The 16,617-nt window shown below is 31.4% G+C and carries 15 protein-coding genes; 7 read left to right on the top strand and 8 right to left on the bottom strand.

Going from position 1 to position 16,617, the window contains the following annotated elements; translation table 11 throughout:
* Positions 1–18: 18 nt before the first annotated feature.
* On the bottom strand, positions 19–642 hold the full coding sequence (locus tag G6N05_RS11455; protein WP_166129130.1) for an HmuY family protein: 624 nt from the start codon (positions 640–642) through the stop codon (positions 19–21).
* Between the two features lie 25 nt (positions 643–667).
* Positions 668–2,737 (bottom strand): TonB-dependent receptor plug domain-containing protein, encoded by a 2,070-nt coding sequence (locus G6N05_RS11450; protein WP_166129126.1) that lies wholly within the window; start codon positions 2,735–2,737, stop codon positions 668–670.
* Between the two features lie 114 nt (positions 2,738–2,851).
* Here G6N05_RS11450 and G6N05_RS11445 point away from each other — a divergent pair, with 114 nt between their 5' ends.
* Entirely contained in the window at positions 2,852–3,763 is a 912-nt protein-coding gene (locus tag G6N05_RS11445) for a DUF6607 family protein (RefSeq protein WP_166129122.1), read from the top strand.
* Between the two features lie 7 nt (positions 3,764–3,770).
* Complete coding sequence (locus G6N05_RS11440) at positions 3,771–4,121, top strand: DUF6686 family protein (RefSeq protein WP_187003017.1); 351 nt, start codon at positions 3,771–3,773, stop codon at positions 4,119–4,121.
* Between the two features lie 53 nt (positions 4,122–4,174).
* Here G6N05_RS11440 and G6N05_RS11435 read toward each other — a convergent pair whose 3' ends face one another.
* Positions 4,175–6,217, bottom strand: a complete 2,043-nt coding sequence (locus G6N05_RS11435; protein WP_394351476.1) for a TonB-dependent receptor plug domain-containing protein — start codon at positions 6,215–6,217, stop codon at positions 4,175–4,177.
* 83 nt (positions 6,218–6,300) lie between these two features.
* On the opposite strand from G6N05_RS11435, the gene G6N05_RS11430 reads away from it, so the two are divergent.
* Genes G6N05_RS11430 through G6N05_RS11420 form a run of 3 tightly spaced genes read left to right on the top strand, consistent with a single transcriptional unit; the run spans position 6,301 to position 8,187 of the window.
* Positions 6,301–6,948 carry a metal-dependent transcriptional regulator gene (locus G6N05_RS11430; protein WP_166129114.1) on the top strand — a complete coding sequence of 216 codons (648 nt, stop codon included), beginning with the start codon at positions 6,301–6,303 and terminating at the stop codon, positions 6,946–6,948.
* Position 6,949: 1 nt separating this feature from the next.
* Positions 6,950–7,768: a ZIP family metal transporter gene (locus G6N05_RS11425; protein ID WP_166129111.1), complete on the top strand. Its 819-nt coding sequence runs from the start codon at positions 6,950–6,952 to the stop codon at positions 7,766–7,768.
* Positions 7,769–7,788: 20 nt separating this feature from the next.
* Entirely contained in the window at positions 7,789–8,187 is a 399-nt protein-coding gene (locus tag G6N05_RS11420) for a hypothetical protein (protein ID WP_166129106.1), read from the top strand.
* A 1-nt stretch (position 8,188) separates the two neighbouring features.
* On the opposite strand, the gene G6N05_RS11415 is transcribed toward G6N05_RS11420, so the two are convergent.
* The 4 genes from G6N05_RS11415 to G6N05_RS11400 are packed head-to-tail and all read right to left on the bottom strand — an operon-like array spanning position 8,189 to position 11,505.
* On the bottom strand, positions 8,189–9,031 hold the full coding sequence (locus G6N05_RS11415) for a hypothetical protein (RefSeq protein WP_166129103.1): 843 nt from the start codon (positions 9,029–9,031) through the stop codon (positions 8,189–8,191).
* Between the two features lie 40 nt (positions 9,032–9,071).
* Positions 9,072–9,191, bottom strand: coding sequence for a FeoB-associated Cys-rich membrane protein (locus G6N05_RS11410; protein WP_166129100.1), 120 nt, complete (start codon positions 9,189–9,191; stop codon positions 9,072–9,074).
* A gap of 1 nt (position 9,192) precedes the next feature.
* Positions 9,193–11,286: a ferrous iron transport protein B gene (feoB, locus tag G6N05_RS11405; RefSeq protein WP_166129095.1), complete on the bottom strand. Its 2,094-nt coding sequence runs from the start codon at positions 11,284–11,286 to the stop codon at positions 9,193–9,195.
* Positions 11,287–11,505, bottom strand: coding sequence for a FeoA family protein (locus G6N05_RS11400; protein ID WP_166129689.1), 219 nt, complete (start codon positions 11,503–11,505; stop codon positions 11,287–11,289).
* A 145-nt stretch (positions 11,506–11,650) separates the two neighbouring features.
* Here G6N05_RS11400 and G6N05_RS11395 point away from each other — a divergent pair, with 145 nt between their 5' ends.
* Entirely contained in the window at positions 11,651–12,388 is a 738-nt protein-coding gene (locus tag G6N05_RS11395) for a metallophosphoesterase (RefSeq protein ID WP_166129092.1), read from the top strand.
* 591 nt (positions 12,389–12,979) lie between these two features.
* Positions 12,980–15,091, top strand: coding sequence for an autotransporter outer membrane beta-barrel domain-containing protein (locus G6N05_RS11390; RefSeq protein ID WP_166129088.1), 2,112 nt, complete (start codon positions 12,980–12,982; stop codon positions 15,089–15,091).
* 543 nt (positions 15,092–15,634) lie between these two features.
* On the opposite strand, the gene G6N05_RS11385 is transcribed toward G6N05_RS11390, so the two are convergent.
* Positions 15,635–16,297 carry a transcriptional regulator gene (locus G6N05_RS11385; protein WP_166129083.1) on the bottom strand — a complete coding sequence of 221 codons (663 nt, stop codon included), beginning with the start codon at positions 16,295–16,297 and terminating at the stop codon, positions 15,635–15,637.
* Positions 16,298–16,617: the final 320 nt, after the last annotated feature.

Genomic DNA, 16,617 nt, shown 5'->3' with positions numbered 1-16,617 from the left:
TTTTTTTATAGAATAATTTTAAAAGTTTTTGCTTCCATTAGGTTGATATACATAGTTAAATTTGTAATATCTTGATGGTTCAGTTCCTGTTGGGTTTGCAGGTGCGTTTTGATAATAACTTAAAATTTCCATTTTTGCGTATTTTCCATCGTGGGTTTTTATCACAATTACTTTTCCAGCAATTGGAGACACAACATTAGTAGCACCATTATAATTGTACCATCCATTACCTGAACCTGTAGGTATTGCGTAACTTGTTGCTGTATCTTGTGCAAATAAATTATCCGTTGGAGCTGTTATAATGTTTGCAAAAGTTCCTGTAACAACAGATGCAGCTGCAATACCAGTTCTTGCTGGTTGATCAGTTCCTGCAACCCCGCCATTTACAAGAATTGTAGTAGAGCGAAAAGCAATGTCCCAATTGTCTCCTGCGGTTACAATTTGTCCTGTTGCAAAATTGAATTTTACAAACTCTCCACTTACGGGTTGCCCACCACCACCTGTAACTGGCGCATGCAAATTAGAAAAGGTTTTTACGGTTAGTGTTGTTGGTGTAGCAGTTGGTGTTGGCTCATCGTCTTTTGAGCAAGATAAAAAAGCAACTGAAATTGCTAATACTAAAATTGTTTTGAAATTTTTCATAATGTATTAATTAGGTTTAAAATAGTTAAAAATTGTATTGCACTTTGCAATACGTTAATCTTCCTGCGTAGTTACTCGCATTTTGTGTATCTGTAAAATTCAAAATATTATCGATGCCGAATTGTATTTCAAATTTTTCTTTTATTTTTTTGGTTATTGAGGAGTCAAAAATCACATACTCTTTTGCAAAAGCATCATAATTGTCTAGAATTGCATTATTGTTAGTGTCGAATAATCCGTACTTGCTTCTGTAGGTTGCTCTGAAATTGTGATAGAGTTTCCAATTTGGTATTTTTAAAAAATATTTGAAGTTTGCAGTATGCTTTGAACGATTGAATAATCCGAAATAATCCGATTGTTTTAGTTCAAACGATTGTGATGTGATTGGGTCACGAGCAAATACTTTTTTGTCTTTAATGTCTTGTATAACATCATTGTCTTTTGCAATTAGATACTGATATCCGCTCGAAATTTCAATGTTTTTAGTTATTTTGACTGATGAATTAAATTCTAAACCTTGCGTGAAAACTGAACCGATATTCGAATAACTAAAAATATTTTGTCCGTTGGTTAATCGCGCAATAGCTCTCGTATCTATTAAGTTTTTTACTTCGTTGTAGAAAATATTTATAGAATTTTTTATTTTTTCTCGATTGAATTTTATACCGAAATTATAACCTACACTAGTTTCAGGATTTAGTGAGTTATCGAAAAAATTAGGAGATACCAAACTGTTTTGAATACGTCCTTGCGATTCTAATTCAGTTAAACGATTTGGAGCAACATTATAACCCAAAACAATATAGCCCACGCCAACATTTTCGAAATTGAAAAATAATTGTCGTAAATCGGGTGCTTTAAAACCGTAACCAACAGAACCTTGAATTGAAAATTGTTTCGAAAATTGATAATTCAAAGCTAATTTCGGACTTAAAACGGAAGCATAAGCTAAATTTTTGTCATAACGTAATCCTGCTAAAACATTAATCTTTTCTTTTAGATTGTAATCGTATTGTAGAAATCCATAATAAGAATTATTGACTGCTTTTTGTTCAAAATAGGTGCGTTCCAAATTGTTAAAATTATAACCAAATCCAGAAGTGTAAGTTGTATTTCGTTTCTTGTAAGATATTCTTATTTCCGGACGAAGTAAATTTTCTTTAAAAAAATCATTGTATAAAATTGTATTGGTGTCGTTAAAACGCACGTCATCTTTTATGTAATATTGAGTGGCATAAAATTCTCCTACGAAACTCAAATTGTTATTTGGATTATAAAAAAATCTAGAATGACTATTGTATTCGTTGGTTTTGGTTGTACCCGATGCGTTTTTGTTGTTTACAATAGTTTCAACATCGTTATTTTGATTGAAATATCGATTGGATACTACTAAATTTGATTTATCCGAAAATCTATAATCAAGTTGCAATTGTGAAGTTAAATTTCGGTAGGGTAAAACCGTTTTCTCATTATCTGTTTTTTCTAAATCATAGCCGTCTGTTGAAAATGAATTTATTGATGCATTGATGTTTAATTTATTGATGCCAAATCCAAAATTTAGATTGTTATCAGTTGTAAAAAAGGTTCCTATACGACTATTTAATTCACCTGTAAGTTTTTTGTTTTTTGGACTTTCCGTAATTATATTTATTACACCACCTAATGCTTCAGAACCATACAAACTAGACGATGCTCCTTTTACAATTTCAATTTGTTTGATGTTGTTTATAGTAACTCTACTCAAATCTAGCGATCCTGCCGAACGACCAACAAGTGGCACGCCATCTATCAATATCAAAGTATATTGAGCATCTAAACCTTGCATTTGAATTCCAAGAACACCACCAAAATCTGGAACTATTATAAGTCCAGTTTGTTCTTCAAGTATATCATTTAGTTTTAACGCTCCAGTTTGTTTAATTTGTGCTTTCGTAATTAATTGTACCGGTAGAGGCAAAGATGATAATTGTCTTTCTGTTCGAGTTGCCGTTACAACAACTTCTTCTATTAAGACACTTTTAATCGTGTCTTTTTTTTCGTTTTGTGAAAAGGACTTAAACGCCAATAAAAACAAGATATATCTGATATTCTTCATTATATTAAATTAGACTTAATAAAATTATTTCGACAAATATATATATTATTTTTATTTAGAATGAATAAAAATAAATATATTTGCATCAGAAATTTAATCTTAAATCATAACATTATGAAAATCAACACATTTATTTTAACAACCACATTATTGTTAATTGGCTTTGTAGGAAGAAGTCAGGATGTAAAAAAGAAAGAAGACGTAAAAGCCATTAAATCGATGTGTGGTTGTTACGAAGTGCAGTTCAATTTTGCGGAAACTTTTAGTTATTCTAAAGACAGTTTGTATAAAAAATCGCCTGTAAAACATGAAACCGCTTTAGAATGGGTAGAATTAATTGAAGACCAACCTAATAAAATTTCGTTACAGCATTTATTAATTACAGGAAAAACAGAAGAATCAATTGTAAAACATTGGCGTCAAGATTGGTTGTTCGAAAACACAAAATTTTATACCTTCAATAAAGAAACGACTTGGGATTTTAATCAATTATCGCCAAAAGAAGTGAAAGGACAATGGACACAAAAAGTATATCAAGTGGATGATAGTCCGAGATATGAAGGAACAGCGACTTGGGTTCACGTAGACGGAAGACATTATTGGGTAAATACAACAGATGCTCCTTTACCAAGAAGAGAACATACAATTAGAAATGATTATAATGTTTTGAAAAGAACAAATGTGCAGGAAATAACTACAACTGGTTGGATTCATGATCAAGATAATGCTAAGTTGATTAGAAAAAATAATGAAAAAGACGTGTTATTAGCGCAAGAAAAAGGTCATGATGTATATACAAAAGTGGATGATTCTAAATGTAAAATCGCACAAGATTGGTGGAAAAAGAACAATTCGGTTTGGAAAAAAGTCAGAGACCAATGGGAAATTGTTTTCTTAAAAAATAAAGATTTGACTTTAGAGAAAAAAGTGGACAATCAGCCATTATTTATGAAATTATTCGACTTAAAAGCAGATGCTTCAAGAGAAGAAGTGGCTAAAATTATAGAAAGTTACATCTCAAAATAAGATAGTTATGTGTTGCAATTTTACAAAAGTTAAAGAAACAAAAAATGGAATTTTAATTTATATGAATAATTGCAAGAAATTCCAATTGAGTTTTAATAACCTACATTTTAGTTTAGATATAATCGAATTAGAAACATTTAAAGATTTTTTACGAAAAGTAGATATCAGTTATTGGGAAAACGAATATGAAAATTCTATTTATAATAAGAAAATTCCAATTCCTACGTTACAGAAAAATTTTATCATTCTAATTGATAGATATGAATTGTTTGAACTGTTGAGCTTGCTCGATTTTGATACAGAAAAAAAAGGTTTTTTAACCTATAAAGATTTTGATAATAATATCAACTTCAATTAATTTTTTAGAGTTATAAAGAAAAGCCCGCCTCATAAAAGCGGGCTTTTTGGATTTTATTTCAAATAATATCTTAATCCTAAGAAACCTCTAATTCCTTGATTGGGAGCGTACACATAAGCGGGATCAAAAGTTAAAGCATACGGATTTTCTGGAGTAGCAATGACATTTCCGTTTCCATCAAATTGCACATTTTCATCAAATGGATCATTTGGTCTTGCAATTAAAAACGCATTTTTTTTGTTGGGTGTCCAATTTAATAAGTTCTTAATTCCACCATATATTTCAAATGTATTGTTCCACTTATACGTTGCTTGAATGTTTTGAATGCTCCAAACTGGCGATGTTCCTGCTCTAGGATCTAAGCTGCTTAATAAAGGCAATCGCATCGGACCATATAAATTTCCGGTATAATCAAAAGATAAATTCCATTCTAAAATTTCATAAGTTATCGCCCAATTCGCGCTATATTTCTCCGTTAAAATTGGTGTTGAGGTTACGCCATCTTTTGTGTTTTCACTTTCTAAAATACTAGCTCCCAAAATTGCTTTTAATCCGAAATTCGACATATAATCGATATTCATGCTTATCCCTTTTGTTACCGCAAAACCATTTAAGTTTTTATAAATAATTTGATTTGGATTGGTGTCGTAATCCGGAATAATTTGATTCGAAAAATGAGTATACCAAGCGGAAATGTCAAAACCTAAAGACGAAGTATTTTCAAATCGCATCTTTTTTAAATAATTCACATTCACATTAAACGACTTTTCTGGTTTCAAATCTTCTTCAACAATTACTTCTCTTGAACCTGTAAGCGCGGCGTGTTCTTCGGTAAATAAATTCACGACTCTAAATCCAGTTCCAGCATTAATTCTAAAAATATCCGAATCAGTAAATTTCCATTTGTATGCTATTCGTGGCGTGTAAATGTATCCGTGATTGTTGTTGTAATCCAATCGACTTCCCAATAAAACACTGTGCATTTTTGCCAATTTTATTTCGTCTTGACCGAAAATACTATAAATGTTTGTTCTTTCTGGTGCAACTGTTGCGGTTGTATTGTCGTTATAAAATTGGTAACGATAAGCACTTCCTAATAAAAAGTCGTGATTGCCAATTTTTTTATCCCATGTTAGTTGTCCGAAACCAATTTGTTGTTGTGCTAAATATTTAGTGGTTCCATAATAAGAATCTTGATTGTGGTTAGTGGCTGAAAAGGAGAAATAAATTTTTTCTGAAACAGGTAATTGATACTTTCCAATTAATTCTTGACGAGACGTGTAAATACTTTCTCCATATACTTTATTAGTTCCTCGGTACGATTTGTTCCAATTCATTTCACCACCCCAACGATCTTCGTAAAAAAAACGACCAGCCAAAGTGAATAATTTATCATTTTTTCGGATGAAATTCCATTTGTTAAAAATCGAAATTCTTTCCTGTAAAGTGACATCGGTAAAATTATCGTTATTGTTGTCTATTGGCGAATTGTAATTGTAATAATTCAAGCCAATTAATGTATTTGCTTTGTTTTTTATGTTCTTTTTGAAACCTAAATCTAAATTGTTTTCTAACCATGAAGTCGTGAAAAAATCTGCAGAAAAAATTGGAGCTTGAGTCGCGTTTTTAGTGATAATATTGATTAATCCACCAACAGCTTCACTTCCATATAAAGAAGAAGCCGGACCTTTTACAATTTCAATTCGATCAATTAATGAATTAGGAATTCCAGATAAGCCATAAACCGTAGAAAGCGAACTTACAATTGGCATTCCATCAATCGTAACCATCGTATACGGACCTTCCAAACCATTAATATGAATGTCGCCAGTATTACAAATATTGCAATTCAATTGCGGACGCACACCATTTACGTTTTGCAAAGCTTCAAAAATGTTGGAAGTTGGATTTTTCTTTAGGAAAGTTGACGTATAAATTTCTACAGGAACTGGAGTTTCCAACCGAGAAACGGCTTTTAAAGTTCCTGTAATAACAATTTCATCAATGTCTTTATCTGTATTTTTTGCAATAGTATCTTTTATTTGCGCTTGAGAAAGAACAGAAAAAAAGAATAGCAGAAATATTTTTTTCACTATATATAATTTAATTTTTAGACAAATCTAAAAATATTATTTGTAGTAATGAAATATTATTCACTATTTTTGTTGAAACGTATTTTATGACCACTTCCGAAGAAAACTATTTAAAAGTAATTTATCATTTGTCAAACCTTTCGCCAAAAGGAGTGAATACGAATGCTATTGCTGGAATGTTAGATACAAAAGCCTCATCTGTAACAGATATGCTTAAGAAATTATCGGACAAAGAATTGGTGGACTATCAAAAGTATCAAGGTGTTTTTTTAACTGATAAAGGGAAACTAAATGCGAAAATGATTGTCAGAAATCATCGTTTGTGGGAAGTTTTTTTAGTAGAAAAATTAGGTTTTGCTTGGGATGAAGTGCATGAAGTTGCGGAAGAATTAGAACACATTCGTTCGGAAAAATTGATTAATCAGTTGGATAAGTTTTTAAATTTCCCAAGTTTTGATCCTCATGGCGACCCAATTCCGAATGCAAAAGGAGAAATTCCAACAATAGCAAAACAATTACTTTCTGAAATTGAAACAGGAAAAACCATCACGTGTGTTGGTGTAAAAGATACTTCAGTAGATTTTTTACAATATTTAAACAAACAGCAGATTTCATTAGGCACAAATATTAAAGTTTTAGAAAAAGAAGCCTTTGATGGCACAATAAAAATTGAAATTAACAATACTATTTTAGTTATATCAGACAAAATTGCTAATAATTTATACGTAAAATAATATGTATCAAGATTTAATAAAATATTTAGAAGGCATTGATCCCATTTTAGCAGCCTTTTACGCGACTATGTTTACGTGGTTGGTTACTGCAGCTGGAGCTTCTTTGGTGTTCTTTTTTAAAACGATGAACAGAGCCGTTTTAGATGGAATGTTAGGTTTTACTGGCGGTGTAATGGTGGCAGCAAGTTATTGGAGCTTATTAGCACCAGCCATAGAAATGAGTGAAGGCGAAGGTTTTACAAAAGTAATACCGGCTGCTTCAGGGTTTTTAATGGGTGCGTTATTCTTATTTGCATTAGACAAAACACTGCCTCATTTACATATTAATTTTAAAGAAACAGAAGGTATAAAATCACCTTGGCAACGCACTACTTTGTTGGTTTTAGCCATAACTTTACATAATATTCCAGAAGGATTAGCTGTTGGGGTTTTATTTGGTGGAGTTGCTGCTGGAATTCCGGAAGCTTCTATTGCTGGAGCTGTTACTTTGGCTATTGGAATTGGAATTCAAAATTTTCCTGAAGGAATTGCGGTTTCTATGCCTTTACGAAGAATGGGAATGAGTCGTAGAAAAAGTTTTATGTACGGTCAATCATCCGCGATTGTTGAACCTATTGCTGGAGTTATAGGTGCGTTTGCCGTAACTTTTTTTACACCAATTTTACCTTATGCTTTAGCTTTTGCAGCTGGTGCGATGATTTTTGTGGTAGTAGAAGAAGTGATTCCAGAAACGCAACAAGATAAAAATACAGATATTGCTACTTTAGGTTTTATTGGTGGATTTATTGTGATGATGAGTTTAGATGTAGCTTTAGGGTAAGATAATTTAATAAAATTCAGATGAAAAAATTAATTTTAGTTATTGTTTTATGTGCTTTTGTAGCTTGTAAATCTGTAAAAGAGAATTCAAATGAAATTACAATTACTTCTAAAAAGGAAATAGTGGTGAACGACTATACCATTGTGATTGATAAAATTATTTCCGATTCTAGATGTCCTCAAGGTGTGAATTGTGTTTGGGCAGGAGAATTAGTCATGGAAGTAAGTGTTTGGCAAAATAAAGCGCTAAATGAAACTATTCAATTGACATTCTCACCAAAAACTAGAGATGAAAATTTGGTTTGGTTTGAAAAGTATATTCCTCAAAATAAAAAACTGAAAAGCTATATAGTTTCGCCAACTAAAACTGAAAATCAGATAGAGTTAAAAGAGTATAAAATTCAATTGATTTTAGAATAATTTAAAAATAAAACCCAGCTCCAAAAGTCGCATAATTATAACTTGGTGAAGCAATTCTTAAATTCTCATAACCCATAGAAAAAAAGTGATTTTTCTTGTGGTATTTTCCTCTAAATTCGAAGGAGTTTACGGGTAATCCGTTGATTTTACTCCAAAGCATTGCACTATTAAAACTCACATTTTTAAATGGAAAAAAATCGGTGTTTAATCCGTAAGAGAAACCGGCTTTATTGATGTCGTTAGCAATATACGTTGCGCCAAGCGTCCAACCTAAATTGAATTTTTCAAAACGTATTCGGTCATAACCTAAATTAAATTGAAATAAGGATAAGTTAGAAGTTGTTTTTGCGAATTTGTCTCGTTCTATTAATTCTCTATAATCGGCTTGCAGATAGAAATATTGAAAAGGCCTGAATTTCCCCTTCATATGATTTCCAAAAGAAGCATTATTTCCATACAAAAAATGGTTTTCTACATCAAATCGCATTAAGTCTTCCGATTCATCTTCAATATCAGAACTCATATAATTTCCAGATTTGTTATTGCAGTAAGGATATGGTGTTAGTTCGCTAAATAAATGATCTTCGTTTTCGTAATCGCCAATTCCTCCGTATAAAAAAACATAAAACCCAACCTTTCCAAAAAAAGCTAGTGTGCTTAAATCGTCAGAGTCATCGCTTTCACGAGCAGTTGTAGTGGTGTTTTGATAAGTGGGTTCGGTAGGTAAGGGTGGGCGATTATCTTCTTTTCCTGATTTTAATTCGTCCTTAGATTTGTCAATTTTTTGAGCGTAAAAGCTACTTGAAAAAGTAAAAAGGATAAGTAGTAAAGTATTTTTTAGCATAAAGAAGTTTTTCTTTTTCTTTCAAAAATAATGCCGAAAATTACTTACAACCACAATCATCACCGCAGCCTTTTTTGTTGGCTTTTTTCTTCCAGAAGAATTTTTTAATCAAAAATCCAACTGCCAATGCTAAACAGATATATGTTAAAATTTCTTGCATGTTATTTCAATGTTTGATAAGCAATTAACGCCACAACATAAGCAAATCCACTCATGAAAACCAATTGAATTAAAGGCCACTTCCAAGAGTTGGTTTCTTTTTTCACAATGGCAAGCGTACTCACACATTGCATCGCAAAAGCGTAGAATAAAAGTAGTGAAATTCCTGTTGCAAAATTGAAAATTCTATTACCATTTGCATCAATATCTTCTGCCATTTTCATTTTTATAGTTGATTCTTCATCACTTTGATTTCCTACACTGTAAATGGTGGCTAATGTTCCAACAAATACTTCACGAGCCGCGAACGAACTCACCACAGCAATTCCAATTTTCCAATCGTAACCCAAAGGTTTGATAGCTGGCTCTATGGTTTTACCCATAATTCCCATGTAAGAATTTTCTAATTTGTAAGCGCTAACCTGATTTTCAAAAACACCTTCTTCTAAACGTGTATTGGTGTTTTTTTCTGCGATAATTTTTTCAGCATTATCAAAATTTGATGAACCATGCGAACCTAAAAACCATAAAACAATGGAAATCGCTAAAATTATTTTTCCAGCTCCAGTTACAAATGCTTTAGTTTTTTCTAAAACATTTAAGGCTACGTTTTTAAACATTGGGACTTTATAACTCGGCATTTCTACTACAAAATACGATTTGCATTGTAGTTTTAATAACTTGTTTAAAATATAAGCAGAACCAATTGCGACCACAAAAGCCATTAAATACAAGGCCATTAAAGTTAAACCTTGTAAACTAAAACCTAAAAAGCGTTTTTCTGGAATGATTAATGAAATTAAAATTGCATAAACAGGTAATCGTGCCGAACAGGTAATGAAAGGTGTGATTAAAATCGTAATTAAACGTTCTTTCCAGTTTTCGATATTTCTAGTGCTCATAATAGCTGGAATCGCACAAGCTGTTCCGGAAATTAAAGGCACAATACTTTTTCCAGATAATCCGAATCGGCGCATGATTTTATCCATTAAAAACACGACTCGACTCATATAACCGCTTTCTTCTAACACCGAAATAAACAAGAATAAAAAGGCGATTTGCGGAATGAAAATCACAATCCCACCTATTCCAGGAATGATTCCGTCGGAAAGTAAATCGGTGAATTTTCCGTGCGGAAGATTGTCTTTCGTAAGTGCGCTTAATTTGGAGAAACTCGTATCAATAAAATCCATCGGAATGCTACTCCAATCGAAAATTGATTGAAAAATAAGCATTAAAACTCCGAAGAAAATTAGGTAACCAAAAACTTTATGCGTTAAAATATTATCTAGAGTGCTTTGAAAATCTGTCGCTTTAGATTTGTCAATTTTTTGAGCCACTTTCAACGTGTCATTAATAAATTGATAGCGTTTTATGGTTTCTTTTTGTTGTAGTTTTTTTAATTCCGTGTGTGAACGTGTGAACGTGTTTTCAATTTCATTACGTTGTAAATTCAAGAAATTAACGTCTTGCGTAATTACCAACCATAATTTATATAATAACTGATTTGGAAACGCTTTTCGTAATCGGTTAAAATATTCTACATCAATAGAACTCGCATTTAAACACGCTTCTGTTGAAAGGTTTTTATAATTTATAATCAATTCTTTAACCTTATCAATTCCGATATTTTTTCGAGAACTAATTAAAGCGATTTTCGTTTTTAAAGCCGTTTCCAATAACGGAATATCTAATTCAATCCCTTTTTGTTTCATTCGGTCACTCATGTTAATGACAAGTAACGTCGGAATTTCAAGGTCTTTTATTTGAGTAAAAAGTAATAAATTTCGTTTCAAATTTTCTACTTCCGTCACCACAACAGCAACATCTGGAAAATCTTCATCGTTTTTATTTAAAAGCAATTCAATCACAACATTTTCGTCAATAGAATTCGCATTTAAACTGTAAGTTCCAGGTAAATCTATAATTTTTGCTTTGGTAATTTGGTTCAATTTTGAAATACCAGTTTTTTTATCAACTGTAATTCCAGGATAGTTCCCCACTTGCTGATTTAAACCTGTCAATTGGTTGAATACAGAAGTCTTTCCAACATTTGGATTACCAATTAGCGCAACTTTTATGATTTTTGGAGTCATTTATTTTATAGATTCTAGGCTGATATAAATAGCTCGCGCTGTTTTTTTTCTAATAGCCACTTTCGAATCATTAACGTTAAAAAATAGAGGATCGCCCATTGGAGCAATTTGAATTAATTCAATGTCATTACCAGGCAAACATCCCATTTCAATTAATTTCAAAGGGATTTCATCAATATTAATATCGATAATTTGGGCGCTTTGACCTTTTTTCAGCATGGAAGCATTAGATTCGCTCACGAACTTATTTAGATTGAATTAAAATACAAAGATAAGTAATTCTTAAAATATAAACCTAACAAATATCATGTTTTGCATTTGAAGTTTTATTTGTACATTAGTCCATATATTTTACAACCTATAAATGAGCAGAACATTAGTAATTGGCGACATACACGGAGGATTAAAAGCAATTGAACAAGTTTTAGAAAGAGCAAAAAATACCTTAAAAGATACTTTGATTTTTTTAGGAGATTATGTTGATGGTTGGAGTCAATCACCTGAAGTCTTAGATTTTCTAATTGATTTATCAGAGAAGCAAAACTGTATTTTTATAAAAGGCAATCATGACGAATTACTTTTAGATTGGTTACAAGACAATCATGAACATTTAAATGAAGAGATGTGGTTTAAACATGGAGGAAAAGCCACAGTTGATGCTTATTTGAATGTTTCAAGCCTAACCAAACAAAAACACATTCAGTTTTTAAAATCCTTACAAAATTATTATTTAGACGAACAAAACAGGTTGTTTGTTCACGCAGGATTTACCAATATGAACGGTGTGAAACTTGAGTTTTTTCCAAAATTATTGTATTGGGACAGAACGCTTTGGGAAGTGGCTTCATGTTTGGATGAAGCAATAGATGTGAATTCTGAATGGTATCCAAAAAGATTAAAAATTTATTCAGAAATTTATATTGGACATTCGCCTATTTCTAAAACAGAAAAAGTAGCACCTTTATTTAAAAATTCAGTTTGGAATTTAGATACAGGAGCAGCTTTTAAAGGCGCCTTAACCATTATGGACATTGATTCAAAAGAATTTTGGCAAAGTGATGTGTTGTCTGAATTATACTCTAATGAAATTGGAAGAAATTAACCAAAAGATTGTTGGTTTTATAATATTATTTATAGTCTACAATTCTAATATAAATCAAACATATATTGGATAAAATAAAAAATCCGTCTGAGTTTCTCAGACGGATTTAATTCAATTGACAACCCCCCAGTTGTTATATGAAAATTTACTATAGCGAAATTAGTTGTAATTGTGTTTACTAGCTTACGGTTATGCCGTAAATGATGTTAAATTTTCATTTTATAAAAAAATCCGCCTGAAAGTTTCAGACGGATTTTACTCATTTTACAACCCCCCAGTTGTTTGATGAAAAATTTACTTATGTAAATGTATTAATATATAAGAATTAATAATTACGGCTTTGCCGTAAAAGAAGTTAAAATTGCAAAAGCCTTTATTTTACTTAATTGATAGTTCTTTCTCTGTGTTATTGTTTTTTTTAAAATTTTAACACTTTTGTCTTGTTTTCATCAGGTTGCTTTGTTCTGTAAATTTAACAAACATTACGGCAAATCCGTAATTGCGTTCTTAGTTAGCAAATTATCTTTATAAAATTATAAAATCTTAATTTGTTGTTTTATTAAAATAGAGTAATTAACAAAAATAATTAATATGATGAACTTGACTTTAAAATCTTTTTTTTTAACTTTTCTATTTTCTCTTTTAGGGAATAGTAATTGTAATGCCCAAGTTGGTATTGGAACCGTTTCTCCTGTAGGAGCATTGGATGTCACTTCTACAGATGAAGGGCTTTTAATTCCAAGAGTTGCTTTGTCTGCAACAAACGTGGCTACGGTTTTAACTCCAACAGTTTCTGAGTTGGTGTATAATACATTTACATCTGCGTTAGGTCCAAATCAAGTTGCGCCTGGATTTTATTATTGGAATGGAACCATTTGGGTGCCAATTCCAACAGGTAGTCTTACAGCTTGGTCATTAACTGGAAATACTGGTACTGTCGCAACTACAAACTTTATTGGTACTACAGATGCTGTAGATTTTGTTACAAGAACAAATAATACGGAAAAAATGAGAGTTACCTCGGCTGGTAATGTTGGTATAGGAACTACAACCCCTACAAATTTATTAGAAATTGGGAATGCAAGTAGTGGTAGTAGCTCTGCTATAGCTATAAAAACAGCCACTTCAGTCTCAAGTTTTACCCCTGCAACATATGCAGATTATAATGGAGGCGTAATTCAATCTACTTATCCCGGTGGAGTAATTGGGCAAAATTTGAACATAGTAGCTACAGGTGCCAATTCTGGAAATTGGCCTTCTAATATTGCTTTTCATACTAGAAATAGTGGAGGAACAAATACATCTGAAAAAATGCGTATTATTCATAATGGGAATGTAGGAATTGGAACTGCAACTCCAGCCGCAAAATTAGATGTTGCTGCAGGAGTATCTACCGTGAATTCTGTTGTAAATGCAACTGGAAGTATAAATGATTATTTGCAATTTAACGTTCAAAACACTAGTACAGGAACGCAAGCACAAAGTGGGTATTCTGCTACTGCTGATAATGGAAGTGCCACTACAGGTTTTGCTTGGCTAGGAATAAATAATTCAACGTTTAATTTTCCAACTGCTTATAATATTGGTGTAGCAAATGACGTAAGTTATGTAGGTAGTGGGCAAGACATGTATATTGCTAATGCTAATAACACAAAATCAATTATTTTTTCTACTGGTAGAGCTACTACACCTTTCTTTAATGAAAGAATGAGAATTAGATCCGATGGAAGTGTTGGAATAAACAATACAGGAGCTGCTTCTGAAAAGTTAAAAGTTGTACACGCAGGAGCTGGAAATGATGCGATAAACGCAGTAAATAATGATGATAATGTAGGAAAGGGAAATGCTGTTTGGGCTACAAATAGTAATGCAACGGGTACAAGTATAATAGCAAGTTCTGGGGCAACACCTCCAAGTGTTTTACCTACAATTGGGGCTGGAATTGCAGGTTCACATGTTGATGGTTTTGGCGTGTATGCTAGTACAGGGAATGGTTTTCCTAATACAGCCGCTCACAATGGTCATGCAGCCGGAGGTTTTTCATTAGATAACGATAACAATACTGCTACTTCTGGTTCAAGTGCTTTTGCAAAATTGGCAGGTAAAGATAATGTATCGCCAAATGGTATTTTAGGCGCTCAAAATGTGTTATATGGAGGTTATTTTGAGGGAGGTGTAAGTGCACAATCCTATTCTTTTGCGGGTTTAAAATACAATCACAATGGTACAGGTGGTGGTGGAACAGATTATAAAGTAATTGGAAACGGAGTTGCGTCTACCATTATTTTAGATGAAAACAAAAAGCCTAGAATTATGTTTTGTCCAGAAGCTCCTGAAGTGTTATTTGAAGATTATGGTGTTTCAAAATTAATTAATGGAGAAGCTTTCATAACATTAGATAAAATTTTAGCTTCATCAATGAAAATTGATGAGAAGCATCCTTTAAAAGTTTTTATTCAATTAGAAGGGGATTGTAATGGAGTTTTTGTTACAGATAAATCAAATATTGGTTTTAGAGTTAAAGAATTAAATAAAGGGAATAGTAATGTTAGTTTTTCTTGGCATATTGTTGGAAGTAGAGCTGATAGCAAAGATGAAAATGGAAACATAAATTCTGAATTTGAAAATTTAAGACTTCCAATTGGTCCAACAAAGTTGAAACATGATATCATGCTGGAAAAAAATTCTAGTAAACAAAAATGATGCCCTAAATAATATTAGTTACTATATAAAAAAACTGTGTCAAATCTTTTTGACACAGTTTTTTTATTTTAAGTAGTTTTGAAACGCTGACTTCGTCTAGTTTGTTTATGTCTTTTTTTTATTGGTAATTACTGTGTTTTAATTACTTATTAAAGGAATTAGATTTTGACGTATTGCATTATAAATCTTCTATGAAAAATAGTTTTCCAAGCCCTGTTTCTTGAATATTTTTTCTTTGAGAATGACGTTTTTAGTCTAAAATAGTTTGTAGTAAAAGCATTAATGTATTTAATTAAGGTTCTAGATCCCTTAATGCTTCTTATATATAAATAAAGATCAAATTAATTATTTTATTTTTAAGTAATAACGGCTCTAAGCTAAAGGAAGTTGGCTTTATTATTAGCTAAAAAAAATCCGCCTGAAAGTATCAGACGGATTATGCTCATTTTACAACCCCCCAGTTGTTTGATGAAATATTTACCTATGTAAAGGTAACGGTACTCTTTTGTTTTTAATTACGGTTTTGCCGTAAATAATGTTAAATTAAATAAAACCTTGTTTTTTTACTTCAAAAATAAGCTCTTCATCTGTGCTTTTATTCGTAAGAAAAAAATCTTTAATCTTTGATTTTCTTTTTTCTACTGTGCTTTCGCTTAATCCCAATTGTGTAGCAATAGTTTTGTTTTTAAATCCTTGAGCTATTAATACGATAATTTGTCTGTTAATATTATCTAGGTAATCTTCTCGAGTTAATAAATCTTTCATATTATCCGTAACGGTATGACTGTAATAAGTTTTGCCATCAACAACTTCATGGAAAGCATCTAAAAGAACATCTACAGTAGCATCACTTTTTATGATTAAACCATTTGGGTTAACATTGTGTATAATGTCATAAATGATAAAGGTTTCTGCATGTCCAGTTAAGATGATAATTTTGGCTTTTGTTTGATGCTTTTTTGCTAGAATGGCTAAATCTTCACCTGATTTCATGTTCTTTTCATGAAAAGGAGGTAAACTACGGTCTAGTAAAATAAAGTCAAAAAAATCCGCATGTATAGGCTTGGTAATCTCGTTATATGCTTCTTCACAATTGTAGCAAAATGTTGGAGAAAGTTTTAAGTCTTTATGATTAAGGCCTAAAATAGATATATAACCATTTAAAATAGCTGGATGATCGTCGACCAGTAATATATTTGAAATCATGTTTTGTTTTAATACTATTGTTTTCTTTTAGAGTAAGGATGTAAATCTTGTAATCTTTTTAAACTACACAAAAAAATAATTTAACTCTGGATATTTATGAAAGGTTAAAGTTGTTTGTTTTAATGTTATACTTTTTGGTTTGTAAAGTTAGAATATTACATTGCTTTTATGTTGTTTTTTATTTCTAATTAGGTTAGTTCAAAACGAAATGTATATTTAAAGTTAAATTCGTGTTTTTTTTCATTTTAAGTTTTGAATTTTTCATGTTTTTATAACTTATTTTGAATTTTATCCCCTATTTGTTGCTATAAACACATATC

The sequence above is a fragment of the Flavobacterium bernardetii genome, assembly GCF_011305415.1.
GTDB lineage: Bacteria > Bacteroidota > Bacteroidia > Flavobacteriales > Flavobacteriaceae > Flavobacterium > Flavobacterium bernardetii.
This window is presented reverse-complemented; position numbering and strand designations above follow the sequence as displayed.

Coding starts and splice junctions, on each gene's coding strand:
- G6N05_RS11450 (WP_166129126.1), bottom strand. CDS start 2,737: ATGAAGAATATCAGATATATCTTGTTTTTATTGGCGTTTAAGTCCTTT.
- G6N05_RS11395 (WP_166129092.1), top strand. CDS start 11,651: ATGAGCAGAACATTAGTAATTGGCGACATACACGGAGGATTAAAAGCA.
- G6N05_RS11390 (WP_166129088.1), top strand. CDS start 12,980: ATGATGAACTTGACTTTAAAATCTTTTTTTTTAACTTTTCTATTTTCT.
- G6N05_RS11410 (WP_166129100.1), bottom strand. CDS start 9,191: ATGCAAGAAATTTTAACATATATCTGTTTAGCATTGGCAGTTGGATTT.
- G6N05_RS11430 (WP_166129114.1), top strand. CDS start 6,301: ATGACCACTTCCGAAGAAAACTATTTAAAAGTAATTTATCATTTGTCA.
- feoB (WP_166129095.1), bottom strand. CDS start 11,286: ATGACTCCAAAAATCATAAAAGTTGCGCTAATTGGTAATCCAAATGTT.
- G6N05_RS11385 (WP_166129083.1), bottom strand. CDS start 16,297: ATGATTTCAAATATATTACTGGTCGACGATCATCCAGCTATTTTAAAT.
- G6N05_RS11415 (WP_166129103.1), bottom strand. CDS start 9,031: ATGCTAAAAAATACTTTACTACTTATCCTTTTTACTTTTTCAAGTAGC.
- G6N05_RS11400 (WP_166129689.1), bottom strand. CDS start 11,505: ATGCTGAAAAAAGGTCAAAGCGCCCAAATTATCGATATTAATATTGAT.
- G6N05_RS11425 (WP_166129111.1), top strand. CDS start 6,950: ATGTATCAAGATTTAATAAAATATTTAGAAGGCATTGATCCCATTTTA.
- G6N05_RS11445 (WP_166129122.1), top strand. CDS start 2,852: ATGAAAATCAACACATTTATTTTAACAACCACATTATTGTTAATTGGC.
- G6N05_RS11420 (WP_166129106.1), top strand. CDS start 7,789: ATGAAAAAATTAATTTTAGTTATTGTTTTATGTGCTTTTGTAGCTTGT.
- G6N05_RS11440 (WP_187003017.1), top strand. CDS start 3,771: ATGTGTTGCAATTTTACAAAAGTTAAAGAAACAAAAAATGGAATTTTA.
- G6N05_RS11455 (WP_166129130.1), bottom strand. CDS start 642: ATGAAAAATTTCAAAACAATTTTAGTATTAGCAATTTCAGTTGCTTTT.